Here is a 23,531-nt window from a genome sequence, read left to right on the forward strand (position 1 = left end):
GGGGTCGTGGTTTTGAACGTGGTTCCGATTCGCGGCCCTATTTGGGCGGACAAACTACAATTTGAGGGTCGCGTATCTGAACCACGTTCCAAAGATACGACCCTCAAATTGTAGTTTGTGCCCTCAAATAGCCGCCACGCACCTGCAAGGCCGACATCACATAGAATATGAGCTCATTCTTACAATTATTACTAGCCGGCCTCGCGCTGGGCTCGGTCTACGCGCTCGTCGCCCTGGGCTTCGTGGTCATCTACCGCGCCTCGCAGGTCTTCAACTTCGCGCAGGGCGAATTGCTGACCTTCGGCGCGTTCGCCATGCTCACGCTCTTGGGGCTGGGTATCCCGTGGTACGTCGCCGTGGCGGGCACGATGCTGATGACCGGCTTGCTAGGCGCGCTCATCGAGCGGGTCTTCTTGCGGCCGCTGGTCGGCCGGCCGGTCTTCGTGACGATCATCTTGACGATCTTCATCGGCTTTATCCTGCGCACGCTCATGCTCGTCTTTTGGGGCGCCGAGCCGCGCGGCATGCCCACGCCGTGGGAATCGATGGCCGCCGTCGACATCGGCGGTGCGAGCATCCTGGTCAACTCGCTCGCCTCCATCGGAGCGGGCGTGCTGGCGCTGGGCGCCTTCTTCGTGCTCATCAAATACACCCGGCTGGGCGTGAGCATGCGGGCGACGGCGAGTGACCAGGAAGTGTCGATGGCCCTGGGTATCCCGGTCGGCCGTATCCTCGGGGCGACCTGGTTCATCTCGGGAGCCCTCGCCGCTCTGGGCGGAATCTTTCTGGGCATGTTCCCCCGAAGCGTCGACGTCCACCTGGGCTTCATAGCGCTGCGCGCCTTCCCGGCGGTCATCGTCGGCGGGCTGACGTCGGCGACCGGCGCGGTCGTCGCCGGCTTCGCCCTGGGCGTGCTCGAAGTGCTCACCCAAGGCTACGTCAACGAAATGCTCGGCGACTTCGGCCAGAATTTTCACACCGTCTTTCCATACATCGTCATGATCTTGTTTTTGATGGTGCGGCCGTACGGACTGTTCGGAGAAGAAGAGGTCGAGCGCGTGTAGAAGGTCGCCAACCACATGAACGTGCACCTGCACGTGAACGGCTGTTCCCCCTGCACACACGGCCAAAACAACGACGACCTTGGAGTTGAACTCATAAGACCGATCGGAGCAAGTAGAACGCTGAACTCATTGCTGTCTTAACTACCGTTCACGTGCAGGTTCACGGAACCGCAAGTAGCCCATGCCAACCAAGCAACTAGTCACATCCTACAAACAAGACCAAAAGCTCTTTCCCGACGTGTGGCACAAGATCGGGCTGAGCCTGGGCGTCATCGTCTGCCTGGCCTACCCGTTCTTGGCGGAAGGGCAGTGGCTGACGGTCGCCAACCTGGCGCTCATCGCGGTGGTGGGCGCGGTGGGCATGATGATTTTGACCGGGTTTGCCGGCCAGATTTCCCTGGGTCACGCGGCGTTTTTGGCCGTGGGCGCCTACACGGTGGGGACGCTCGGCGTGCACTGGCAGGTGCCGTTTTGGCTCGCCCTGCCCGCCGCGGGCGTCATCTCGGCGGTGGTGGGCCTGGCCATTGGTCCGTTCGCCTTGCGCCTGCGTGGGCTCTACCTGGCGATCGTCACGCTCGGTTTGCTGTTCTTGGTGGACCACGTCTTATTGGCGTTTCCCGAGCTGACCGGCGGGGTGAGCGGCATGTCGGTGCCGATGCACTCGTGGTTCGTGTCGGCCGAGGAGGCGTCGACCTTCGGCTCGTTCAGCGAGGCGTGGGAGGTGGGCGGATTCGAAATCAGCTTCGACCAAAAGCTCTACTTCTTGTTCCTGGCCATCGCGGTCTTCGCCGCGTTCACCTCGAAGAATATCGCCCGCTCGAACTCGGGGCGCGCGATGGTGGCGGTGCGCGACCACGACCTGGCCGCCGCGGTGCTCGGTGTCGACCCGGGCAAGACCAAGATCATCGCCTTTGGCATCTCGTCGTTTTTCGCCGGCATCGCCGGCGCCATGTACGCCTTCCAGCAGCAGTACATCACCGTCGACCCGTTCAACCTGGGCATGAGCGTCGAGTATATCGCCATCATCGTGCTCGGCGGCATCGGCACCACCTTCGGCGCCGTCGCCGGCGCGATTGCGTTCGTGGTGCTCGGGCCGCTGGCCGAGCTCGGCGGCGAGTATATCCCCTACTTCAACGAGCTTAGCGGCGGGCAGCAAGAGACGCTCTTGTTCGCCGGCATCGTCATCGGCTTTTTGGTCTTCGAGCCGCTCGGCTTGTTCGGGATTTGGCTGCGGATCAAACGGTACTTTATGGCGTGGCCGTTTCGCTACTAACTTCGGTGTGAGGGCACCTTGCCCTCGTTACTTCGGTGCGAGGGTACCTTGCCCTCGTTATTTCGGTGCGAGGGCATCTTGCCTTCGTTGGCATGTTGCAGCAACGTGCCAACGAGCGTGCTCCGGTGAGTTCAGCCTGCGTCGGCCCCACCAGTAGAGGTCGTCGAGCCCACTGGGCAACCCCACAGATCGCGCTCTCCGTGACTCTCACACACTGCCTCGACCTGCTCACCTTCGGCGCCGACACAGACGGGCTTCGGGACAGAGCTGTCAGCACAGCGGGCCTCCTCCGTGCACCGGTCATAAGAGGTATCTACAGGGCAGGTTTCTTCACATCGCACATAGGTCGAGACACTGCCATCGTCCCCACAGCAAGGGCTACTCGTGGTACAGTACACCTCAGTATCTTCGTCGTCGGTAATATCCTCACCGTGAGACATATCTGCTGCGGCATCAGCGGCGGTGTCGGTCGACTGCGCCCCGGCGTCGCTCGTCGGCCCCTCATCGGCGGAGCATGCGATCAACACCGTGAAGGCGCAGATGAGGCTCCACGACGACAAAGAGAATCCATTTCGAAATAACTTCATGCGGTTTCCTCGCGGGCAATCAACCCGAATTGGCGTAGCTGAGTCACTGATGGCGTGACACTAGTGATTTTTGGGGTTTGGAGCAAATACGCGCATTCCCGACTTTACGTTCGTGCGAAAAGAGCGCCTCGCCGAGTTGTATGAGGGTGTGGTTCGTGGCGCCCGGCGAAGAGAGATAAATTTCGGTACGAGTGCTTCTAGCGCTCGCAGACGAGGGCAAGATGCCCCGCACCGAAATGACGAGGGCAAGATGCCCCCGCACCGAAATGACGAGGGCAAGATGCCCACGCACCGATAGCCGAGGGCAAGATGCCCTCGCACCCAATTCAGGCTCGCACCCAATTCAAGAAAGAAGAGCGGCCCCCTCGGAAGCTTCCGAGGGAGCCGTTGTGCGGCTCCTGTCTAGAGAGATGGGAGGTAACAGGGGTTATGGGGCGGAGCCGCGAGGTTGGGAGTTCTCCAAGGCGGACGCAATTGGAAGGCAGGGTTACTCGTAAGTGACGGTCATGATGACATCCGTGGTGTGGGTACCCAGTGAAGCGTTCGAATCGATGGTGACCGCGCCGCCGACCTTGGCCTCGTACTTGCCGGCCGAGTCGAGCTTGCCGCTGACGCTGTCGGTGGGGCCGTTGACGTAGGCTTCGTCGACCGAGATGCCCGGGTCGGAGAAATCGGTCACGGCCACCGACACCTGAATGGCGCGGTCGGGTTGGCCGGAGATGGTGTAGACGCCGCTGGTCGAGGTGCCGCCGACCACCTGGGCGTCGCCGGCGCCGCTGGCGGTCACCGAGCCGTCGGCGTGGTTGAGGCTGAGGGTGTTGGTGCCGGCGCTGGGGCGGTGCACGTAGCCGAAATCGACCGACTGCTCTTCGGAGACGGCCAGGCTCTCCAGGATGGTGATGCGCCCGGTGCCCACATACTCGGCTGCCGAGACCGTCGAAGCCAGACCGATAACGGCCGCGAGGATCAGCGCAGTTGCGGTCAGAATTTTGGTGGCGGTCGCTTTGGCAGACATCGTCTTCTCCATCATCCGAAGGAGCATTCCGTGTACGCCTTTCCTTAAAAGCAACCGCCATACCAGCGGGCACAATTTTCCTAGAAATTCTTACTAAACCCTCCCAACCTCCTGAAAAATATACACAAAGGCGCGCCCAACCCACCGTCGCCGCAGAGCTCGCCTCGCGCGTCCGCCCATGCTTTGGAAAGTGTTTCCGTTTCGACGGCGCCGTCTTGGAAAGTGTTTCTGGAAACATCTTCCGTTTTTGATTTGTCGGGTCGGCGGAGCGCGATGTCTTGGCCCGAGACGACCGTGCCGTCCACTCCGATTTCGACCGCGTGCTCGTCAGGCTGCTCGAAGCGAAGCTTGCGCCACTGCTCCGGCGAGACGCGCACGGTGTAGGCGCCCGGCTCGATGAAGTCGAACAGGTAGAAGCCGTCGAAGGCCGTCTCGGTGGTGTCGACGACTTCGCCGTCGGCGTCGACCAGTTGCATCTCGACACCCGCCGCCGGTTGCCTCATGCCGTGAAGCTCGATCCAGACGGTGCCGTCGACCTCGCCGGTCATGATGATGGGGAAATCGAGGTAGGTGACCGCGCCCGGGCGGGTCAGCACGGTGTAGCCCTCCGGGGAGGGGACGAAGAAGGGGTCGTAGAGGCTTCGGCGCGACAGCTCGATATCGACGTACTCGTCTGCGGGCACGTCCGGTAGCACCACCACACCGTCTTCGTCGGTCTTGTACTCCTCCTGACGCGAGTTGTTGACGAAGAATTTGGCGTCGGGCGCCGCCTCGTCGTGCTCTTCGTCGTAGGTGCCGTTTTGGTTTTTGTCCCAATAGACCCGGGGCAAGACGGTGCCCGAAGCGGTCAGCGAATCGGACTCGAGTTGCCACTGGTTGGCCCGCGGGTCGTAGCCGATGCCGGTCGACAAGCTCGCGCCGATGGAGAAGCCACCTTGCAGCGACACGCCGATATCGGCGCCCCAAGCAAATTGTTGCAGCCGATGGGCGACGCCGGTGGTGACCTTGACGTCGTGGATAGTGGCGAACTCGTGGTAGATATTCGCGCGCGCCTGCAGATCGCGGTCGATGCGCCAGAGGGCTCCCAGCCGGTAGGCGCGAAACCCCTGGTCGGTCGAGTACGAGGCCTCGGCGACGGGCATCACGTCGTGGGTGCGCCCGCGGGCGCTGAGCGCCCCGTTGACCAGCGTGTCCTCTCCGGTGCGTTTGTTGATGCGCAGGTCGTGGGCCACGGTCACCCCGTGGATGCGGATCGACAGGCGGTTCGACGCCCGCACCTGATTGCCCTCTTCGCCCAGATAGTCGTTCTCGATCCGCAGAGCCATCGGCACCGGATACTTCGGCGAGACGGGGAGCACCCCGTAGATGCGCATCGAGGTCTGGTTTTGAATGGGGTAGTTGTCGGGGTTGGGAAAGCGCTCGCTGGTAAACTGGGAGAAGAACTGGGCCGTCTCGGCCACGAAGTTCCAGTCCGCCAGGCGCGTCTGTGCCGCCGCGCGCATCGCCCAGCCGTCGCCCACGGTGACGTCGAGCGAGGTGTAGGCCCGCTGGAACGAATACCGCAGCCCCAGCTCGCCGTAGACACGCTGCTTCTCGTCTCGCAGCGGCAGGGTGGTGAACCGCCCGGTGACGGCCAAGTCGTCGTACAGGCCGCGCTCGTACTCGATGATCGCGCGCGGCCAGCCGTCGATGGGCGTCTCGCGGCCGGTCGAGGCGATGGGGACCATGTCGCTGTTATGCTGGGAGACCGACACGCGGTAGTACTGCTCGCCGGGGCGGATCATCCCCGGGCCGATATAGACCTCGCGCCGCTCGACGCGCTTCTCGCCGTGGGGGCCGTACATGACGATGCGAAGCTGGTTGAGGCCGAACAAGAGCGGAACCTGCTCGAAGCGAAACTGCCCGTCGATCGGCTCGGTCTGGAAGTCGAGGAGCACGTCGTTTCGGTACAGCTCGGCCTCCCACTCCGGCTCGAGCGGCCCCGAGACGGTGGTGTAGTCGAAGGCGGTGGGACGGGTCAGCGGGAAGCTCGACACCTGGACGCCGCGGCCGGAGGAGCCGCGAGCGACGAGGGGAACCGGCGGCGAGACCACGTCACCGACGGCGATTTCGGTCGCCTCGAGGTCGCCGAGCATCTTTCCGCCCGGCTCCTTTCGCTGCAGCCTGAGCCTGGCCCGCGAGATGGGGTGGAGCTCGGTGCCCGAGATCGACCAGGTACCGTTCATGTAGAAGAGATCGCCGGCCCCGCGCAGATGGTAGCTGTTCGACTGGCCGACGATGCGTCGGCTCTCTTGATTCTCCTGGAGGTGATTCGCCGTCGGCAGCGCCGCCTCCAGGCGCAGGTCGTGGGCCGGCTTCGACCACATCTTGTAAGGCGTGGGGACGAGCTCGTAGCGCGGTCCCCGGTTGACCAAGACCTTGTCGAGCAGCGCGCGCCGCTTGGCCCGCTCGAGGCGTTGTTGCGCCGGGAGCGGCTCGGCGGGCTCCATCTGGAGGCGCATCAACGAGAAGTCGAATTCGTAGTCGAGGCCGAACCACTCCGAGATCGCCTCCATGTCGACGTAGATATCGTCGTAGTGGCGCTCGACGCGTTTCGGATCGATGGACTGCTCTTGGTTGCGGAGCTCGACCGTGCCGCGGCGCAGGTCGAGGTCGAAGGCGCGGTCTTTGCTCAGAAACCACCCCTTGGCGCGGCCTTCTTCGACGTCGACGTCGATGGGAAACTCGACGATGTCGACGAACATCCACAACGGCACGAAGAGTCGCTCGCCGTCGTAGTAGCCGGGCATGTCCTGCGCCAGGATGAGCTTGGGGACGCGCACCTCGACGATGACGAACTGCTCGTCGGGTCGGTCGACGAGCGCCATCGTCTCGGGCGACTTGCCAGAGTCGGATTGGCCGGAGTCGGATTCGTCGGAGTTGGATTGGCCGGAGGCCGTCTCGCCTTCGGTCGACGCGGCCTCTTCGGGATTCTCCTGCGCGGCGGCCGCAGATGACCCGAGCGCGATCAACAGCGCCAAGCCCAACGCGAACAACCCGCGCAGGCACCCATGCTCCCTGTCGCCCCACGCCCGCTGCCGCTTATTGCTGAAGCGACAGCTCCTCGGAAGCCAACAACGCACCACCGTCCTCACTGCGCTCGCGGTAGGTGACGACGATTCGGCCGTCCTCCAGCTTCATGGCTTCGGCGACGTCCAGGCCCTCCGGGGGCTTCAAAGGGATCTGGAATTTTCGAATCTCGTGGGTGGTGTAGACCGCCACGCCGCCGAGCTTGGCCAGCGTGATCGGCTCGGCTTCCTCGGCCTTGGGGATGAATTTGACCGTGAGGTTGCCGTAGGTCGACTTGTCGCCCTTGCGCGTCATCTCGAACTTCAAGACGTCGGGCTCGTCGACCTTTTTGCCCTTTTCGAAGGTGAGGTTTTTGATGTCGGTCTTCGCCGACAAGTTGCCGTGGCGAACGATGACGGGGATGGAGATGCCCGACACGATGTTGAGCCGCAGGGCGAGTTGGCCGCCCTCGACCTGCTGGTCGACGGTCGCGGCCGCTTTGGGCATCGCCTGAAAGAGCATATGCGAGCGGTACTCGTCTTCGGCGAGCTTGGCGGGCTTGCGCACCATCACGCGCACCCGCTGGGCCACGCCGGGCTTGAGGCGCACCTGGCGCGGGGCGAAGCGCAGCATCTTGTCGGCGAATTTCTCGCCGCCGGTGGGCTTGTCGGCGCGCACGAGCTTGCCCTCTTTGGTCATGCTCATCTGGATGAGCGAGATGCGGTAGGTGACCACCTCGCTGCCCCGGTTGAGCAGCATGAGCTCTTTGGAGCGCTCACGCCCCTCGAAGACCACCCGGGTGGGGGCAATGGTGACGTTTCCCTGGGCGTGTGCAGTGGGAAGGGCGCCAACCAGCGCCTGTGCGACAAATAATCCGAAGACCGTTGCGAGGCACGCGCCCCATCGCAGGTACTTCGGCGTGCTCGGGCGTGCATCCATCTGAGAAGCTCCTCGACCTCGATACAACAAAGGCGGCTTGCGCCGCCCAATTCGACTCGATGAGTCTAACGAAGCAGCTCCTCTTTGTCACAAAATCTCAAAGAGGAGCTGCTCATTCGTCAGATCGTCGCTGTGCGTCGCTTACTGGTAGTTCGCCACGATGTCGATCGATGCGGTGTGCGCGCCGGTGGTCGCTCCGGCGTCGACTTCGACGGTGCCACCCATGCGGGCGGTGGCGGCGCCGGTGGTGTCGAGCGTGGTCGTCGCCGGCGTGCCCGCGTTGGAGACCTGGTCGTCGAGGGTGATCTCGGTCAGGCGAACCCCGGCGGCGAAGTCGGTGGTCACCGTCGTGCTGATATCGACCAGACGTCCCGGCTCACCGGTCAGATCGTAGGTGCCCACCACTTGCGTGCCCGGCGAATGGGTGCCGTCGGTTCCGGTATGGGTGACCGCGCCGGCCGAGTCGAGGCTGAAGCTGTCGGTTCCCGTCGACGGCATGGCGATGATGCCGAAATCCATCTGAGTGACCTCTTGGATGGTCAGGTTCGTCAGAATCTCGACATGAGCCGTGCCTGTTTCGGTGGCGGCGTAAACAACACTCGATCCGGCTGCCACGAGTGCAAGAGCGAGCACAGCAATACCAGTACGTACCTTCGCAGACTTCTGCATGGTTCTCTCCATACTACTTCAAATTGTAATGGGCGTTGGCTCCATCAACTACCCTACCAAACACCTGCCACCACCTCAACCCCTACCTCTAACTTTTTACGTATTCTTAGCATGGGGCGAGGACAGTTTTACTCGTAGTTCAACGTGAGGTTGAGGTCAGTCTGGTGCACGCCCGGTGTGGCGGTGGTGTATACGACGAGAATCCCTCCGACCCGCGCCAGAAAGGTGCCGTTGCCGCTGAGCATGGTCGTGTGGGTGCTCGTCGTTCCGTTGACGTGCGCCTGTCGGACGGTGAGCCCGCTGGCCCCAAAATTGTCGATCGTCGCCGAAATTGTGACCGTGCGATTGGGGCGGCCGCGAATGATGAAGTGTCCGTTCGAGCTTCCGCCCAGGTGCACGGCGTCTCCGGACCCGCCCGTGGCCACCTGGCCGTTTCGCCAGTGCAGAGTAAACGTGTTTGTGCCGTGGGAGGGCCGAACGATCTTGCCGAAGTTGAGTTCCTTGACCTCGCGGAAGCGAGGACCCGCGGCCGACGCCGGAATCGCGCAGGCCAGCAGTCCCAAACAGATCAACCCCGCGCATAGATATCGGCGACGTCTGGAGGGGCTGAGCACGGCGATCACGGGAAGTTGGCGGTAACGTAGACGTCGGTGGTGTGGGCGCCGAGCGCAGCGCTGGACGTCACGGTGATGACCCCGCCGACGCGCAGACGGCGGTAGCCCGTCCCGTCCAACTGCTCGATTTGTGTGTCGCTTCGTCCGTTGACGAAGGTGCGCTCCACGATGATTCCCGGGACGTTGAAGGGGGCGATGGAGGCGGTGACCTGCACCACTTGGCGACGGGGCCCGCGGATCATGTAGCGGCCGTGCTGCTCGTTGCCGAGGTGCGTGGCATCGCCGCCGCCCGAGGTGGTCAGGGTGGTGGTTCCCCACCCGCGCCCATTCAAAATCCAGTACAGCTCGAAGGTGTTCGATCCCGTCGTCGGCCGGTCGATTTGGCCGAAGTCGATGGGCGAAATTTCGTTGAGGTTGAGTTGGTCATGCACCTCGACGTTCCCGGTGCCGTTGGCCTGCGCCTGGCCGTAGGCCGAGCCGGCGCACAGCATCATGGCGACCAAGACGCCCACCATAAGGACCACCCGCTCGAGGTGGTGGGTATGTCGGTGATGGATGGCGTGCATGTTCACTCTTGGGAATCCTCGTCTCGCGATTCGTACTGCTTCAACCGATTGCGGATCGTGCGCGTGCTCACGCCCAGGCTCTCGGCGGCGCGCGACTGGTGGCCGTCGAAGCGATCCAAAGTGCGCTCGATCATGACCCGACGCACGTCGGTCAGCCGGGCTTCGCCGGCACGAAACTCGACCCGGTGCGCCTCTTCCTCGTCTTCGTCGACCTCGGTGCGCTCGTCGAGGCCATCTTGTTGAGCTGGTTGTTGAGCCGGCGCTCGACGCCCTGCGGCGCCGACCTTCTCGCCCTGCAACACGATGTGATGGGCGTCGATGAGCTCGTCGTCGCCGGTCAAGATCAGGGCGCGCTCGATGATATTGACGAGCTCGCGGATATTGCCCGGAAAGCCGTAATTCTCGAGCTTCTCGATGGCCTCCAGCGTAAAGCCGCTCACCGGCCGCTCGAGCATCGCCGACAGCCGCCGGGTGTAGTAGCCGGCCAAGGGCTCGATGTCGGCGGGCCGGTCGCGCAGCGCGGGGATTTCGAGGGGAAAGACGTTGATGCGAAAGAAGAGATCTTGGCGAAAATGCCCCTCGTCGACGTAGGCCTGCAGGTCGCGGTTGGTCGTGGCGATGATGCGGATGTCGACGTCGATGGGGTCCGTGCCGCCCACGCGAACGACCTGTCGCTCCTGGAGCACGCGCAGCAGCTTGGCCTGCAGCTCGAGGGGCATCTCGGAGATCTCGTCGAGCAGCAACGTGCCGCCGTCGGCGCGCTCGAACACACCGGCGTGCTGGCGCACCGCCCCGCTAAAGGCTCCTTTTTCGTGGCCGAACAGCTCGCTTTCGAGCAGGGAAGCTGACAGCGCGGCGCAGTTGACGCCCACAAAAGAGCCGTCGGCGCGCTTGGAGCGGCGGTGGATGAAGCGGGCGAAGACCTCCTTGCCCACCCCGGTCTCCCCGGAGAGCAATACGGTCGTGGGCGCCGTGGCCACACTCTCGGCCAAGGCGCAGATGCGCTCGGTGCACTCATCACGATAGATCAGTGCGTTGTTATCGACGGCGGCTGACGTGTCGTCGAGCGCCGTCGAATCCTCATCATAGAGTTTCGCTAAGTACTTGCGGCTGACTTCGTCGAAGCTGCGCTCGAACTCATTGCGTGAGGACGCCGAACTCACCACTGCTCCTCGAGGATATGAGAGGTACTTCTCTACAACTCATCATACACAAGGAATGGCTTCTTGGAAAACTTCGAGATTTTTGTCGCCGACGAGCAACGTCACAAAAACCGCCGGCTTCCGGCCACGCCGTCGCTCGCGCGGTCTTCGGCGAACCGGTACGGAGGGTCGACCAGGCCGTTGATGCGGTCCATGACCACGTCGACGTAGCCCTGGAACTTGTCGCGGTGCTTGTTCTCGGCCTCGGCGGTAAACGGCTCGAAGTCCTCGCCGATATGAAACTCGCTCATGTCCTCGTAGTGCAGCGCTTCGCCCATTCGGTAGATGATGTGGCCGGGCCGACCCACCGGCGAGTTGCCCGGGTAGACCTTGTCCGAGCCGCTGCAGCCGACCGGCACGACCGGGGCTTTGAGGTGCAGCGCCATCTGCGACAGGCCGATGCGCCCGCGGGAGAGCCGAATGGAGCGCGTGCCCTGCGGGAAGACGAGCAGATCGAGATTCTTGTCGAAGGCCTGCTCGTTGATCTCGACGAAGCGGCGCATCATCTTGCGAAACAGGTCGTTGAGGTAGGTCGTGTACGACTCGCGCCCCGGCGCGTAGCGGCGGCCGAGCACGTTGCGGGGCCGCTCGAGGATGGCCCGCGGGACGATCTCGGCCGGGTCGACCATATCGTCGGGGGCCTCTTTGACGCCGGCGTCGACATCGACGGCGGTGCGAAGCGCGCGGTACTCTTCGCCGGTGGGCGCGCGGTCGCAGACGGCTTTGAAATCGCGCGCGATCAGGTAGCCCCTGGAGACGGTGGGGATATTGTTGGTCATCTCCATGAACTTGCCCATCCACTCGTTCTCGTAATACTTGCCCTTGACCCAGGTGGAGGTAAACCGGTCGTAGCGGCGCCACAGCTTGTACTGGAACGGCCAATAATTGTACCGGTCGGTGTGGTTCATCGCGTAGATGACCGGCTCGTCGGGCACGTGCTCGAAGCCCTCGATGTCGATCTTGACGCGCGGAGGCAAGTCGTAGTTCGGCGCCAGCAACACGGCGGCCACAGCCTTCTGGCCGATCGGGTTGGCGGTCAGACTAATCCGTTCGAGTCGGTTGAGATCGAGCATAGGGCATCAACATTGTAAAGGTAGCTACTTGGCGCGAGAGCTTAGTTGTCCAAGGCGGATCTAACAACTGTCGACTGAAGCCGTACCCCCATGATCCAATTCTTCGAAGCCGTCGCCTTTTACGCCCCCGAGCTCGTCAGTATTCTGGCGACGCTCTCGGCGGTGTTGACCACGGCGCATATCGTGCTGCACAAGCAGGAGACGCGCTCGGCGATCGGCTGGATCGGGCTGAGTTGGCTGGTGCCCGTGGTGGGGAGCGCGCTGTACCTGATGCTCGGGGTCAACCGCATCCACCGCCGCGCGGTGTCGCTGCGCGCCGACCTGCAGCGCTACGAGCCCGATGAAGATGCGCGCGCGGTGGCCGGAGAAAAGATCGACGAGCACCTGGCCGATCGCGCCGCCCACCTGGGCCAACTCGTGCGCCTGGTCGACGAGGTCGTTCGCCGCCCCCTGCTCGCCGGCAATCATATCGAGCCGCTATTCAACGGCGAGCAGGCCTACCCGGAGATGCTCGAGGCGATCGACAACGCCCAGACCTCCATCAGCCTGTCGACCTACATCTTCGACAACGACAAGTGGGGCCGCAAATTCGCCCACGCGCTCACCCAGGCGGTCCAGCGCGGCGTCGAGGTGCGCGTGCTCATCGACGCGGCGGGCCTGCGCTACTCGTTTCCGTCGATCTTGGGCCGGCTCAAACGCGGCGGGATCAAAGCGCGCCGCTTCTTGCCGTCGCTGTGGCCGCCCCACCTGATGAGCGCCAACCTGCGCAACCACCGCAAGGTGATGGTCGTCGACGGGCGCATCGGCTTTACCGGCGGGATGAATATCCGCACCGCCCACGTGGTCAGCGAGGACTCCAAGCTGCCCACCCGCGACCTGCAATTTCGCATCGAGGGGCCCGTCGTCTCGCACCTGCAGGAGGTCTTCGTCGACGACTGGGCGTTTTCGGCCAATGAGGAGCTTCGCGGCGAGACGTGGTTTCCCACGCTCGAGCCCAAAGGCGAGCTCTTCGCCCGCGGCATCGTCGACGGCCCCGACGAAAACGTCGACAAGCTGCCCTGGACGCTCCTGGGGGCGATCACCAGCGCCCAGCGCACCATCCGCGTGGTCACCCCCTACTTCTTGCCCGACGAATCGATCGTCGACGCCCTCAACGTCGCCGCCATGCGCGGGGTGCGTGTCGACATCATCATGCCCAAAAAGAACAACCTGCCGTATGTGCAGTGGGCCTCGTTTGGCCAGCTTCGCCCGCTGTTGGTCCACGGCTGCAACGTCTGGCTGACCCCGCCGCCCTTCGAGCACTCCAAGCTGACCGTCGTCGACCGCTACTGGACCCTGTTCGGCTCGTCGAACTGGGACCCCCGAAGCCATCGGCTCAACTTCGAGTTCGACGTCGAGTGCTACGACACCGACTTCGCCGACGGCCTCGACGACTGGGCGCTCGACAAGCTCGAAGGCGCCCACCGCATCACCCTCGAGGAGTACGACGAGCGCGGCACCGCCCGGAAGCTGCGCGATGGGGCGTTTCGCCTGTTGGCGCCTTATTTGTGAGGTCGGCGTCGGTCGCGCCGATGGGCGTTTGGGCGGCGCGACATACGCGTCGGTCGCGCCGACGGCCGTTTTGGCAATGTGTAGAGCCGCGTCGGTCGCTCCGACGACCGGTCGGTCGGGTGCGAGACGCGCCCCGGAGCGACCGACGCGCCTTTCTAAATCGCAGAACGCCCATCGGCGTGACCGACGCGCATGTCGCACTCGCCCACACGCCCGTCGGTCGCTCCGAGACGGCTTTTGCAAATGAAAAACGCCCGTCGGTCGCTCCGAGACGGCTTTTACAAATGAAAAACGCCCGTCGGTCGCTCCGAGACGGCTTTCGCAAATGAGAAACGCCCGTCGGAGCGACCGACGGGTGGTCGACGAGCGAGTCGTTCGCTGCCGACTCGTGTTTACCTTCACCGATGTCGACAACCCCAAAAAGAGGAGCGACCCCATGGAGTTACACGACATCCGAGAAATGGCCTCCCACGAACTTCGGCGCATGTACTCCGCCCACCGGCAGATTGAGGACAAGCTGCCCAAGATGAAGCAGATGGCCAGCCTGCCCTTTTTGGCCGAGTGCTTCGAGGACGAAGATCTGAAGGCCAAAAACCACGGCGAGCACTTCCAGGAGTTGTTCAACCAGCTTGGCATCGATCTCGAGGAGAACGAGGACGCCACGATGCGCAGCATTTTGGCCGAGCTCGACGACCTCGAGCCCGACAAGTCCTCCCCGGCGGTCATCGACGCGAAGCTCGTCGATATCGGCCGCAAGATGAACCTGTACTTGGAGGCAAGCTACGGCACGCTGAGCGACGTCGCCGAGCAGATGCGGCTGCGCCACTTCGGCGAGCTGCTGCACAACCGGCTCCACGAGGTCGACCAGGCGGCCGAGAAACTGCTCAACGCCGTGCCCGACGTGGTCTACGTTTGAGGCGCTTGTGAGCATAGTCGGTCTCTCGTATCCTGCCGCCAATCGAAGCCCTCTCGAGCTCTCCGGCAGGATACGTACCGATGCGCACCTCGCTCTTGTTGCCGATCATCATCGCGACCACCCTCACCGCCTGCAGCACCTCCAAGCCGGCCGAACAAGAGGCCGAGTCGAGCGGTGGGGCCGACCAACAGCCAGTCGACCCGCCGCAGGCCGACCAACAACAAGTCGACCAACAACAAGTCGACCAACAACAAGCCGACGAGCGGACCGACGATGTGATCGACATTGCGATCGACGCCGAGGCCATCGCGCTCGAAGGCGAGCGGGTCGTCGAGCTGGCCGACTGGGAGGTTCCCGAGGAGCATCTGCCCGAGGAGCGGTTCGGACTGTATATCACGCCGCTGGGTGAAGCGGTGGGCAAGGCGGTCGAGCGCCAGATCTTGAAGGCCAAGAACCCCAACTTCACCCCGGTCGCCGAGTTCCGAACCTCGGCGCTGACGCCGTACGAACTCCTCGCGCAGACGATGTACACGGCCGGATCGAACAAGGTCTCGCGCTTCGTGGTCCGCGTCGACCGAAAGGTCGGCCACGCGACCCAGCCCAACAAAGCCGACGAAGAGGCGACACCGACGACCAAGTTGCCCAGCACCGCCGATCCGCAGCCCAAGGAGCCGCTCGATCTGACCATTGTCGTCGTCGACAAAGGCTTCCGCATCGCGGCCACCGGCGCCATCTTGGCTCCCATCGAAGGCTGTCCGAAAGTTGGCCCCACAATTTGTTTGCAAGATCCGAGCGCCGACGTCATGAAGCTCATCGGCCAAGCCCGCCAGGCACGCAACGCGGGCAAGATCGCCGAGGCCGACGAGCACCTCGCTGAGGCGATGGCGTTGTACGACTTTCGCCGACTCTACAATCTGCTCGCCGACCTGGGTCAAAAATACCCGTCGACTTCGGTCTTCAGACTGAGCGCCGACGCCGACATGCCGATGGCGATCGTCGATCACGTCCGGCAAATCGCGCGCAGCGAACTTCCCAAAGATTCGTACGCCGACAACGAAGCCTTCCAGCAGGCGCTCGACAAGACGCCCGCCAACGACGAACTCTTCGCCGATCCGGTTTTTTCGATTGTCCGGTAGGCACAGATAGCCTTCACCAACTCGAACACCTTTGATACGCTCCGGCCAAACCATTTTCCGGAGAAGTATCATGCATCTGCGCCGCCTCGCCGTACTTGCTTTGTTCGCCTCGCTCGCCCTCTCGCTGGGTGGCTGCGCCGCCATCCAGAAGGCGCTGGGGCTCAAGACCGACCTCCAAGACAAGCCGGTCAAGAAGCTCGAGCTCGACCTGGTGGGCACCGAAGCGCTCTGCCCCGGCGCGAGCGCCCCGCTGATCGTCACCGCCGTGCTCGACGACGGCAAGCGGCTGATGACCGAAGGCGCCGGCCAGGGCAAGGTGACGTGGGACAACTACAAGATCCAGACCGTCGGCGGGCAGATGGCGCGCGGCGGCAACTTCGTGATCGACGGCGACCCGCGGGTCACGCTCGCCAAGCCGGCCAAGATCATCGTGCGCTCGGTCCACCACCCCAAGAAGACGGTCGAGGCGACCGTACCGGCGCGCTACGACTGCGGGTTCGTGGCCAACTTCAGCGGCCAGAACGGGCGCAATGGCGCCAACGGCCGGGTGGGTTCGAGCGGGCGTAACGGCCAGAGCAACCAGTCGTCGGGCTCGTACGCCGAGCCGGGCGGCCACGGCGGTGACGGCCAAGACGGCGGCCACGGCCAAGACGGCGAGCCGGGCCAGGATGCCGATGATGTGGTGGTCTACGTCAAGTTGGCCGAAGTGCCCGAGGGCGACAAGCCGCTGCTCAAGGTGCGCGCCGAGAGTCAGACGAGCAATCACGTCGAGGTCTTCCTCGTCGACCCGGAGGCCGGCGGGCTGAAGGTCGTCGCCAACGGCGGCCACGGCGGCCACGGTGGCAACGGCGGCAGCGGCGGCAAGGGTGGCTCGGGCGGCACCGGCGCCCCGGCCGGCAACGGCGGCAACGGCGGCAATGGTGGCGACGGCGGCAACGGCGCGGCCGGCGGCGACGGAGGCGCGATCAAGCTGGTGGTCGACCCGGCCGCCAAGACCTACCTCAAGGCGATCACCCTCGAGAACGAAGGCGGCCAGGGCGGCCAGCCCGGCACCAAAGGCTACGGCGGCTCGGGCGGCACGACGTTCTCGGGCGGCCAGCAGGGCCAGCGCGGCCAAGACGGCCGCAGCGGCACCCGCGTGGGCCGCGACGGCAAGTCCGGCCCCGAGCCGCAGGTCACGTTCCAGTCGGTTGCGCAGGTGTGGTGAGGGGGGTTGGGATTTGGGGGTTTAGGGGTTTAGGGGTTTGGGGCTGAGGCGCCGATGAACACCAAGAACGCACGCCTCGATTAAACAAAACAAGCCGAGCCCGAAGGGCAGAGCCCCCGCCTTTGATAGCCCCCGGCGAAGCGCAGCGGAGTCGGGGGGCTATCGAATGTGCACGACTTGATCTTCCTTGGATTGCATTCACCCTTGCGTATAGCTATAAGATGGCTGTGGTAGTCTTTACCTGTGAACGGTCCCGATGAACGCATTTCGCCACAAAACCTACACGCGGTTGAGCAAAGCCGTGGTGGTTACCTTGAGTGTACTGCTCGTGCAGGCACTCGGGGCGGCGTTGGTGCACGTGTCGCTGACCGAGCACACCTACTGCGAGAGCCACCAGGCGTTCGAGCATGCCGACGAAGACGGTAACAGCGTCGAGCACACTCAGAACGCCAGCGTCACCCACGAGCGGCCGGCGCCGGCAGACAACCCCGACCAAAATGGCGAGTCGTGTGATTACCTGAGCTGGCTGCAGGGGCCGACCGTGCCGCTGCCCGAGCTGCACGCCTCGCTGCTCAATCTGCCTCCACCGGCCGAAACGATCGCCGTGCACCCCCTCGTACGGCGCACAGATGTTCCCTCTCCGATCGAAATCCTTCGATTGTCTCCGGGGCTCTCTCCCCCGGTGCGTACCGCATAGTTACGCTCGAATTTTGTTGAAGCGCCTCAGCTTTCCGCGCTCTATTAGGGCAGACAAACTACGATTTGAGGGTTGCCATCCTGCATAGCGATTGGTTCTTGAAGGCCGACGCTTGCACGGATCAACCCTGAAACGCCTCGCATCCCCGCGACCCTCAAATTGTAGTTTGTCCGTCCAAATAGCCGCCGCGAATCCTGAAGGCCGCACAAGTCAACTCGCGGTACGAAATGACATTCAAACGATTACTCACACTCGCCCTCATCGGCGCGTTGTGCACGGTTTCGACGTCGGCCTTCGCCCAACAGGAAGAAGGTCTGCCGGGCCCAGACTACGAGTCTGACGCCCCCGAAGACGAAGACGTCGAGAGCGAGCTCGAAGCGCTCGAAGAGGAGGTTTACGACGAAGACGAAGACGCGTCCGATGCAGACAAGTCGGCTGCACGCGGCGCCGTGCAGTCGATGAACCCGGACATCTCGCTCATCTTGACCACCGCCGGCGCCTGGTTCTCCGACGAGCCCGACCTGCGCGGCGGCCACGACCCGCAGAATTTCGGGTTCAACCTGCAGGGGCTCGAGCTGGCCATCGGGGCCGACGTCGACCCGTTCTTTCGCTTCGACAGCGCCATTTTGTTCTCGCTGTTCGGCGTCGAGGTCGAGGAGGCCTACGGCACGACGCTGGCGCTCCCATACCAACTCCAGGCCCGCTTCGGCCAGTTCAAGACCCGCTTTGGCCGGCTCAACCCGACGCACCTGCACTCGTGGAGCTTCGTGACCCAGCCGCTGGTCAACGCCAAGTTTTTGGGCGGCGAGAGCCTGCGCGGATTGGGCGTCGAGCTGAGCCGGCTGGAGCTGTGGATGCCGGGCACTTTTCAATGGTACGTCGCCGTCCAGAACATCAACGGCGCGGCCACCGGCCGCTCGTTCATCCCCACCGAAGACGACATCGAAGGCCTGGACGACCTGACGCTGACGGTGCGCGCCGAGGAGTTCGTCGAGTTGTCCCCCGACTGGGACCTGCTCGTGGGCCTCAACTACGCCAACGGGCACAACAAGACCGGGCGCGACAACCGCACCGAGATCTACGGCGCCGACACCTACCTGCAGTGGAAATCACGCACCACCGGCGGCCGCAGCCAGGTCGGCTGGCAGACCGAGGCGATGCTTCGCCGCCGGCAGGTCCCCGGGGACGTGCTCGAGGATTTCGGGCTGAATAGCTGGCTCGAGTGGCACCTGAGCCGCTTCTGGGCCACCGCCCTTCGCTACGAGTACGTCACCGGCATCGACCCCGACGACGAAGGCGGCTTTCTATTCGCCGACGCCAACGACCTGGGAGCCATCGACCCGCTCGACCCCGACTGGACCGAGGCTCGCCAGCGCGGCGCGCTGCAACTGACGTACTACCCGTCGCACTTCTCGCGGCTGCGGCTGCAGTACAGCCTCGACTACCTGCCGTACCGCGGCGGCGAGCTCGACGACCTCGTTCACATGGTCTTTTTGCAGGCCGAAATCGTAGCAGGAGCCCATGGGACCCATGAATATTGAGAGACAACACGAAATGGAGCGGAGTACAGAACCTGCAACGCCCTCTATTTGGGCATTTAAAGATTTAGGGGTTGCCCGGACACACCACTTCGCAGCCCTCAAATCCTTAGTTGCCCGAATAGCAGGCGCCTCGATTCCTGCAGGCCTACTCTTCGCATCGGCGCTATTTTTGACCGCCTGCACCGCCGAGGACGGCAACCCGTGGGGTTACGCCGAGGCCGAGCTGACGGTCGAGGAGCCGACGGTCGGCGCCGCGTTCGAGGTCGAGTCGTTCGAGCTCGAGGTGAACACCGTGCGGCTGATTACCACGAGCACGACGAGCGCCGGCAGCGGCGAGTTCGACCCGCAGAACCCACCGCCCGGCTGCAACTTGTGTCACGGCGGCCACTGCCACTGCGACGGCGAGCTCATCTCGTACGAAGATCTGCGCGCACAGGTGGCCAGCGGCGGGGGCACGAGCCAACGCGTAGTCGCCAATATCGACCCGAGCGAGGCGATCACCTCGGCCGGCACGGTGAGCCTGGGCGACGCGAGCATCGGTGAGCGCCTGGCGCTCGACACCGTCGAGCTCGAGCTCGCCGGGCTGCGCGTCGACGGCACGTTGACCCGTGACGGCCAAGAGATCCCGACGACGATGTCCCTGCCGGGCATCGCCGGCATGAAATTCTCGGCGCCGGCCACCATCGCGTTCGGCCCGGACGCCCCCGAAATGCAAAGCATGAATATCGCCCTCGACTGGAGGGACGACTGGCTCCAGGTCGTCAACATCGACGAACTCGAGACCGGAGATAACGGAGAGATTGTCATCGCGAGCACCTCCAACCGCGGCCCGGCTGAGGCCATTGTCGCAGCGATCGCCAATTCGTCGATCGCCGTGGAGGTCCATAGCGAGTGAAGTTGCCTCGATTCAGAGGCGGATGAGGCCCCGACAACCACCGGCAAGTGAGCAGTCGGAGCGCTCATCACACGCCCGCCTTCATGAGGAAGGCGAGCGATTAGCCCCACACAGCATAGTAGGAGAAGCTACAGATGAAAACGCGAATGCTTATTGGACGCTTGGGACTGATTCTCGTGGTCGGCGGACTCGCTCTGGCCGGCTCGGCCTGCGGCGATCACGACCACGATCACGAGCACGACAACAACGCCCACCAAGAAGAAGAACTGCCGCCCGATCACGCCTGCGAGCACGCCCAGAACGGGCCGTTCGTGCCCGAAAACGGCACCCTGCAAGCCGCGGCCGAGTCGACCGGCGACCTGCCGGTGATCCACCACGGCGAGTGGTCGACGATCACGCTGACCGACGACGACGGCGACGGCGCCTACGAGGGTTTCGTGACCTTCGAGGCCAAGAAAGACGGCGGACATCGCTTCTTTACGAGCGTGGCCTGGGCCGGTGAAGACGGCGAGTCGACGACTGATCCGTATATCGTCGTCACCGCCCCCGACGGCGCCACCGACCCGACCTTCGAGAAGAAGCACCCGGTCGGCGACGATCCCGGCTGCGTCGAGGTCAACTTCAACCACTTCTACGAAGGCTTCGCCGCCGGCACCAGCTACCTGGTCGAGATCTCGGGTCACCCCGAGGAGACGATCGCGATCGTGCCGGTCCCCGAAGGCGAAGGCGACCACGACCACGACCATTGATTTTTTGTCGCCGGCGGCCCCGGAGGCCGCCGGCGACTTATTTGGAGGACGATATGAGACGTTTACGCGAACATTCCACGCCCTCTACATGGGCATCTAAGGACATAGGGGCTGCCCGGACGCAGCGTCTCGCAACCCCTATGTCCTTAATTGCTTATGTAGCAGGCGCCTCGCTTCCTGCAGGCCCCCTCATCACCGTCGCAACACTTCTGCTGGCCTTGCTGCTGCCGCAGACCGCGATGGCCAAGGTCGACATCGTCACCACCGTCGGCGACCTCGCCGCGGTGGCCAAAGAAGTCGGCGGCGAGCACGTCTCGGTCGAATTGTTGGCGAGTCCGCAGCAGGACCCGCACTTTGTCGACGCCAAGCCGAGCTTTGTGCGCGACGTCGCCAAGGCCGACCTGCTCATCGTCAACGGCATGAGCCTCGAGGCGGGCTGGTTGCCCGCGCTGGTCGAGAGTTCGCGCAACGCCAAGGTGCAAATAGGCGCCGACGGCTACTTCGACGCCTCCGAGCATATCGCGCGCAAGGGCGTCCCCCAGGGCGAAATCAGCCGCGCCCAGGGCGACGTCCACCCCGAGGGCAACCCGCACTACACCCTCGAGCCGCGCCAGATGGCCCGCGTGGCCCTCGCGTTGGGCAAGCGCCTGGCCAAGCTCGATCCCGACCACGCCAAGGCGTACAAAACCCAGGCGAAAGCCTTCGCCAAAAAGGGACTGCAGACGGCGAAATATTGGAAAAAGCAGTTCGAATCGCTGCCCAAACAATGCCGCAATGTGGTCGTCTACCACGAAGCCTGGGTCTACCTGACCGACTGGCTGTCGCTGAACGTGGTGCTGCCCATCGAGCCCAAGCCGGGCGTGCCGCCCAACCCCAAGCATGTCGCCAAGGTTTTCAAGACGATGAAGTCCGAGGAGGTTCCCGTGGTCATCCAAATGGAGTATTACCCGAACTCGAATACCGAGATGATCACCAAGAAGACCGGCGCCTACCTGCTCATCGTTCAGGGCCAGACCCGCGAGGACCAGGACTACTTTTCGCGCGTCAACAAGATGGCCGGCGAGCTGTATTCAGCCGTGAAGGCCAGATGTGAGTGATTCGATGATGCTGCTGACAACCCAAAACCTCGAGGTCGGCTACGACAAGACGCTGCTCGGGCCGATGGATCTGGACTTCGAGCCGGGGCATTTCGTGCTCGTCGAAGGACCTAACGGCATCGGCAAGTCGACGCTGCTCCACACATTTATGGGCCTGCTCGAACCCATCCGCGGCTCCTACGAGTGGTCGGTGCCCCAGAGTGAGCTGCGGTTCGTGCCCCAGACTCGCACCCTCGACGTGCTCTTGCCCGCGACCGTCAACGACGTGATGGGCACCGGGTTCCAGCGTGGCTCGGGCTGGCAGGCGCTGCGAAGCTCGCCGAATAAGGCCGACATCAAGAGAGCGCTCGAGATGGTCGAGATGGATCGATTTCGCCACCATCTATTTCGCGAGCTGTCCGAGGGCCAAAAGCAGCTCGTCCTGCTCGGCCGCGCGTTGTTGGGCGACCCGTCGGTGCTCATCCTCGACGAGCCGTCGGCCTCGATGGACCCCGAGCGCGAGCAACTCGCCGTCGAAATCTTGGTGCGCCAGCGCAACGAGTTCGGCCGCACGATCTTTATGATCGCCCACGGCAGCCAGCCCGCCCAAGCCGCCTCTGACTGCACCCTGCGTATCTACCGCGATCGAACCGTCCACCTGGAGAAGTGCTCATGATCGAAACGCTGTCGATCATCTGGGAGTTTTATCGCGACCCGATCCTGTGCGCCGTCGCCGCCGGCGCGGTGCTCGGACTGCTGGGCGTGTACGTCGTCTCGCGGCGGATCGTCTTTGTGAGCGCGGCTTTGAGCCAAGTGGCCGCCCTGGGCATCGTCGGCGGCTTCTTTCTGGTCGCCTCCATGTCGCTGAGCGGCGTGCTCGCCGGCATCGTGCCCGTCGGGCTCGCCCTGCTATTGGCGCTGGCGGTCGTCTTTGCGCTCGCCTGGGTCGGCGATCGGCCCAGCATCGGACGCGACGCGATCTTGGGCATCGCGTTCATCGTGCCCACCGCGCTGGTGCTCGTGGTCGGCCCCCAGATTCCTCAGGAGATGCACTCCGTCGAGCAGATCTTGCACGGCTCGGCGGTGCTGGTGCGCAAGGCCGACCTGTGGGCCGTGCTCATCGCCGGCGCCCTTGTCATCGCGACCCAACTGGCCGCCTTTCGCGGCTTCGTCTTCGCCAGCCTCGACCCCATCGTCGCGCGCACCCAGGGCGTGCCGGTCAAAGCGCTCGACCTGGTGCTGTTCGGCTCCATCGCCATCATGACCGGCCTGGTCACCCGCGCGCTGGGGGCTCTGCCCACCTTCGGGCTTACCGTACTGCCCGCCATCGGCGTGCTCGGCCTCAAGATCGGGCTTCGCAACGTCTTCGTCCTCGCCGCGCTTATCGGCGCGGTCTCCGGCGCCGGCGGCTATCTTTTGGCCTACTTCCTCGACTGGTCCGTCGGCGCCTCCCAAACCCTCGTCGCCGCCGGATTCGCCGTACTCCTTCGCAGCGTCGGCGTCGTCATGCACCGATAGAAGCCCCCCAGCATACGCGCTCACGCGGTTTTTCAGTTTTTTGTGTAATTTTGCAATAAGACTGGAAAAGCCATCGTTAACCGGACCGAACGCAACACGAGCCGTTCGTTTTCTAAGCAGCGCAAGCCGTAGAAGTCGCGAAAATCTCACCGTCGAAGACCGCAGCAAACTCCGCGTCTGCTGCGGTCTTGCGGT

Annotated in this window: 21 protein-coding genes; 13 read left to right on the forward strand and 8 right to left on the reverse strand. The window is 63.8% G+C overall.

The annotated features are described in order from the left end of the window. Positions 1–167 precede the first annotated feature (167 nt). Both FIV42_RS11800 and FIV42_RS11805 read left to right on the forward strand, forming a co-directional pair. Positions 168–1,064, forward strand: a complete 897-nt coding sequence (locus tag FIV42_RS11800; RefSeq protein ID WP_141197882.1) for a branched-chain amino acid ABC transporter permease — start codon at positions 168–170, stop codon at positions 1,062–1,064. A 181-nt stretch (positions 1,065–1,245) separates the two neighbouring features. After that, entirely contained in the window at positions 1,246–2,337 is a 1,092-nt protein-coding gene (locus tag FIV42_RS11805) for a branched-chain amino acid ABC transporter permease (RefSeq protein ID WP_141197883.1), read from the forward strand. A gap of 1,074 nt (positions 2,338–3,411) precedes the next feature. Here FIV42_RS11805 and FIV42_RS11810 read toward each other — a convergent pair. From FIV42_RS11810 to FIV42_RS11840, 8 genes are all read right to left on the reverse strand, one after another. After that, on the reverse strand, positions 3,412–3,939 hold the full coding sequence (locus tag FIV42_RS11810) for a DUF4402 domain-containing protein (RefSeq protein WP_168210579.1): 528 nt from the start codon (positions 3,937–3,939) through the stop codon (positions 3,412–3,414). An 80-nt stretch (positions 3,940–4,019) separates the two neighbouring features. After that, on the reverse strand, positions 4,020–6,959 hold the full coding sequence (locus FIV42_RS11815) for an MSCRAMM family protein (RefSeq protein ID WP_141197885.1): 2,940 nt from the start codon (positions 6,957–6,959) through the stop codon (positions 4,020–4,022). A 61-nt stretch (positions 6,960–7,020) separates the two neighbouring features. Continuing rightward, entirely contained in the window at positions 7,021–7,926 is a 906-nt protein-coding gene (locus FIV42_RS11820; protein WP_141197886.1) for a fimbrial biogenesis chaperone, read from the reverse strand. Positions 7,927–8,067: 141 nt separating this feature from the next. Next, a complete protein-coding gene (locus FIV42_RS11825) occupies positions 8,068–8,595 on the reverse strand; it encodes a DUF4402 domain-containing protein (RefSeq protein WP_168210580.1) in 528 nt (175 codons plus the stop codon). Positions 8,596–8,723: 128 nt separating this feature from the next. Then, a complete protein-coding gene (locus tag FIV42_RS30120; protein ID WP_168210581.1) occupies positions 8,724–9,158 on the reverse strand; it encodes a DUF4402 domain-containing protein in 435 nt (144 codons plus the stop codon). 56 nt (positions 9,159–9,214) lie between these two features. Continuing rightward, positions 9,215–9,781: a hypothetical protein gene (locus tag FIV42_RS30125; RefSeq protein ID WP_168210582.1), complete on the reverse strand. Its 567-nt coding sequence runs from the start codon at positions 9,779–9,781 to the stop codon at positions 9,215–9,217. Next, positions 9,778–10,938, reverse strand: coding sequence for a sigma-54 interaction domain-containing protein (locus tag FIV42_RS11835; RefSeq protein ID WP_222615438.1), 1,161 nt, complete (start codon positions 10,936–10,938; stop codon positions 9,778–9,780). The genes FIV42_RS30125 and FIV42_RS11835 overlap by 4 nt, the downstream gene beginning before the upstream one ends. A gap of 101 nt (positions 10,939–11,039) precedes the next feature. After that, positions 11,040–12,050: a lysophospholipid acyltransferase family protein gene (locus tag FIV42_RS11840; protein WP_141197890.1), complete on the reverse strand. Its 1,011-nt coding sequence runs from the start codon at positions 12,048–12,050 to the stop codon at positions 11,040–11,042. 90 nt (positions 12,051–12,140) lie between these two features. Between FIV42_RS11840 and cls the strand changes: the two genes are divergently transcribed. The 11 genes from cls to FIV42_RS11895 all read left to right on the forward strand — a co-directional run bounded on the left by cls (position 12,141) and on the right by FIV42_RS11895 (position 23,336). Next, positions 12,141–13,601: a cardiolipin synthase gene (gene cls, locus FIV42_RS11845; protein ID WP_141197891.1), complete on the forward strand. Its 1,461-nt coding sequence runs from the start codon at positions 12,141–12,143 to the stop codon at positions 13,599–13,601. A 436-nt stretch (positions 13,602–14,037) separates the two neighbouring features. Beyond that, positions 14,038–14,517 carry a DUF892 family protein gene (locus tag FIV42_RS11850; RefSeq protein WP_168210583.1) on the forward strand — a complete coding sequence of 160 codons (480 nt, stop codon included), beginning with the start codon at positions 14,038–14,040 and terminating at the stop codon, positions 14,515–14,517. 80 nt (positions 14,518–14,597) lie between these two features. After that, positions 14,598–15,653: a hypothetical protein gene (locus FIV42_RS11855; protein WP_141197893.1), complete on the forward strand. Its 1,056-nt coding sequence runs from the start codon at positions 14,598–14,600 to the stop codon at positions 15,651–15,653. 70 nt (positions 15,654–15,723) lie between these two features. After that, positions 15,724–16,860 carry a hypothetical protein gene (locus FIV42_RS11860; RefSeq protein ID WP_141197894.1) on the forward strand — a complete coding sequence of 379 codons (1,137 nt, stop codon included), beginning with the start codon at positions 15,724–15,726 and terminating at the stop codon, positions 16,858–16,860. Positions 16,861–17,173: 313 nt separating this feature from the next. Further along, the gene (locus FIV42_RS11865; protein ID WP_141197895.1) at positions 17,174–17,557 is read left to right on the forward strand and encodes a hypothetical protein; all 384 of its coding nucleotides are present in this window, start codon (positions 17,174–17,176) and stop codon (positions 17,555–17,557) included. 227 nt (positions 17,558–17,784) lie between these two features. Further along, positions 17,785–19,098 (forward strand): zinc-regulated TonB-dependent outer membrane receptor, encoded by a 1,314-nt coding sequence (locus FIV42_RS11870; RefSeq protein ID WP_141197896.1) that lies wholly within the window; start codon positions 17,785–17,787, stop codon positions 19,096–19,098. 169 nt (positions 19,099–19,267) lie between these two features. Continuing rightward, on the forward strand, positions 19,268–19,993 hold the full coding sequence (locus tag FIV42_RS11875; RefSeq protein ID WP_141197897.1) for a hypothetical protein: 726 nt from the start codon (positions 19,268–19,270) through the stop codon (positions 19,991–19,993). A 134-nt stretch (positions 19,994–20,127) separates the two neighbouring features. Next, positions 20,128–20,742 carry a hypothetical protein gene (locus tag FIV42_RS11880; protein ID WP_141197898.1) on the forward strand — a complete coding sequence of 205 codons (615 nt, stop codon included), beginning with the start codon at positions 20,128–20,130 and terminating at the stop codon, positions 20,740–20,742. Positions 20,743–20,882: 140 nt separating this feature from the next. Beyond that, entirely contained in the window at positions 20,883–21,839 is a 957-nt protein-coding gene (locus FIV42_RS11885; protein WP_168210584.1) for a metal ABC transporter substrate-binding protein, read from the forward strand. Positions 21,840–21,843: 4 nt separating this feature from the next. Then, entirely contained in the window at positions 21,844–22,494 is a 651-nt protein-coding gene (locus FIV42_RS11890) for a metal ABC transporter ATP-binding protein (RefSeq protein WP_141197900.1), read from the forward strand. Next, positions 22,491–23,336 (forward strand): metal ABC transporter permease, encoded by an 846-nt coding sequence (locus tag FIV42_RS11895; RefSeq protein WP_141197901.1) that lies wholly within the window; start codon positions 22,491–22,493, stop codon positions 23,334–23,336. The genes FIV42_RS11890 and FIV42_RS11895 overlap by 4 nt, the downstream gene beginning before the upstream one ends. The last annotated feature ends 195 nt before the right edge of the window (positions 23,337–23,531 follow it).

Origin of the sequence: Persicimonas caeni (assembly GCF_006517175.1) — a bacterium.
Taxonomy (GTDB): Bacteria; Myxococcota_A; Bradymonadia; order Bradymonadales; family Bradymonadaceae; genus Persicimonas; species Persicimonas caeni.

Bases quoted from the DNA above. Each gene is read 5' to 3' on its own strand.
- FIV42_RS11840 (WP_141197890.1), bottom strand. From the start codon at position 12,050: ATGCTCGATCTCAACCGACTCGAACGGATTAGTCTGACCGCCAACCCG.
- FIV42_RS11810 (WP_168210579.1), bottom strand. From the start codon at position 3,939: ATGTCTGCCAAAGCGACCGCCACCAAAATTCTGACCGCAACTGCGCTG.
- FIV42_RS11885 (WP_168210584.1), top strand. From the start codon at position 20,883: ATGTCCTTAATTGCTTATGTAGCAGGCGCCTCGCTTCCTGCAGGCCCC.
- FIV42_RS11895 (WP_141197901.1), top strand. From the start codon at position 22,491: ATGATCGAAACGCTGTCGATCATCTGGGAGTTTTATCGCGACCCGATC.
- FIV42_RS11880 (WP_141197898.1), top strand. From the start codon at position 20,128: ATGAAAACGCGAATGCTTATTGGACGCTTGGGACTGATTCTCGTGGTC.
- FIV42_RS11860 (WP_141197894.1), top strand. From the start codon at position 15,724: ATGCATCTGCGCCGCCTCGCCGTACTTGCTTTGTTCGCCTCGCTCGCC.
- FIV42_RS11870 (WP_141197896.1), top strand. From the start codon at position 17,785: ATGACATTCAAACGATTACTCACACTCGCCCTCATCGGCGCGTTGTGC.
- FIV42_RS11890 (WP_141197900.1), top strand. From the start codon at position 21,844: ATGATGCTGCTGACAACCCAAAACCTCGAGGTCGGCTACGACAAGACG.
- FIV42_RS11805 (WP_141197883.1), top strand. From the start codon at position 1,246: ATGCCAACCAAGCAACTAGTCACATCCTACAAACAAGACCAAAAGCTC.
- FIV42_RS11855 (WP_141197893.1), top strand. From the start codon at position 14,598: ATGCGCACCTCGCTCTTGTTGCCGATCATCATCGCGACCACCCTCACC.
- cls (WP_141197891.1), top strand. From the start codon at position 12,141: ATGATCCAATTCTTCGAAGCCGTCGCCTTTTACGCCCCCGAGCTCGTC.
- FIV42_RS11850 (WP_168210583.1), top strand. From the start codon at position 14,038: ATGGAGTTACACGACATCCGAGAAATGGCCTCCCACGAACTTCGGCGC.
- FIV42_RS11800 (WP_141197882.1), top strand. From the start codon at position 168: ATGAGCTCATTCTTACAATTATTACTAGCCGGCCTCGCGCTGGGCTCG.
- FIV42_RS11825 (WP_168210580.1), bottom strand. From the start codon at position 8,595: ATGCAGAAGTCTGCGAAGGTACGTACTGGTATTGCTGTGCTCGCTCTT.
- FIV42_RS11820 (WP_141197886.1), bottom strand. From the start codon at position 7,926: ATGGATGCACGCCCGAGCACGCCGAAGTACCTGCGATGGGGCGCGTGC.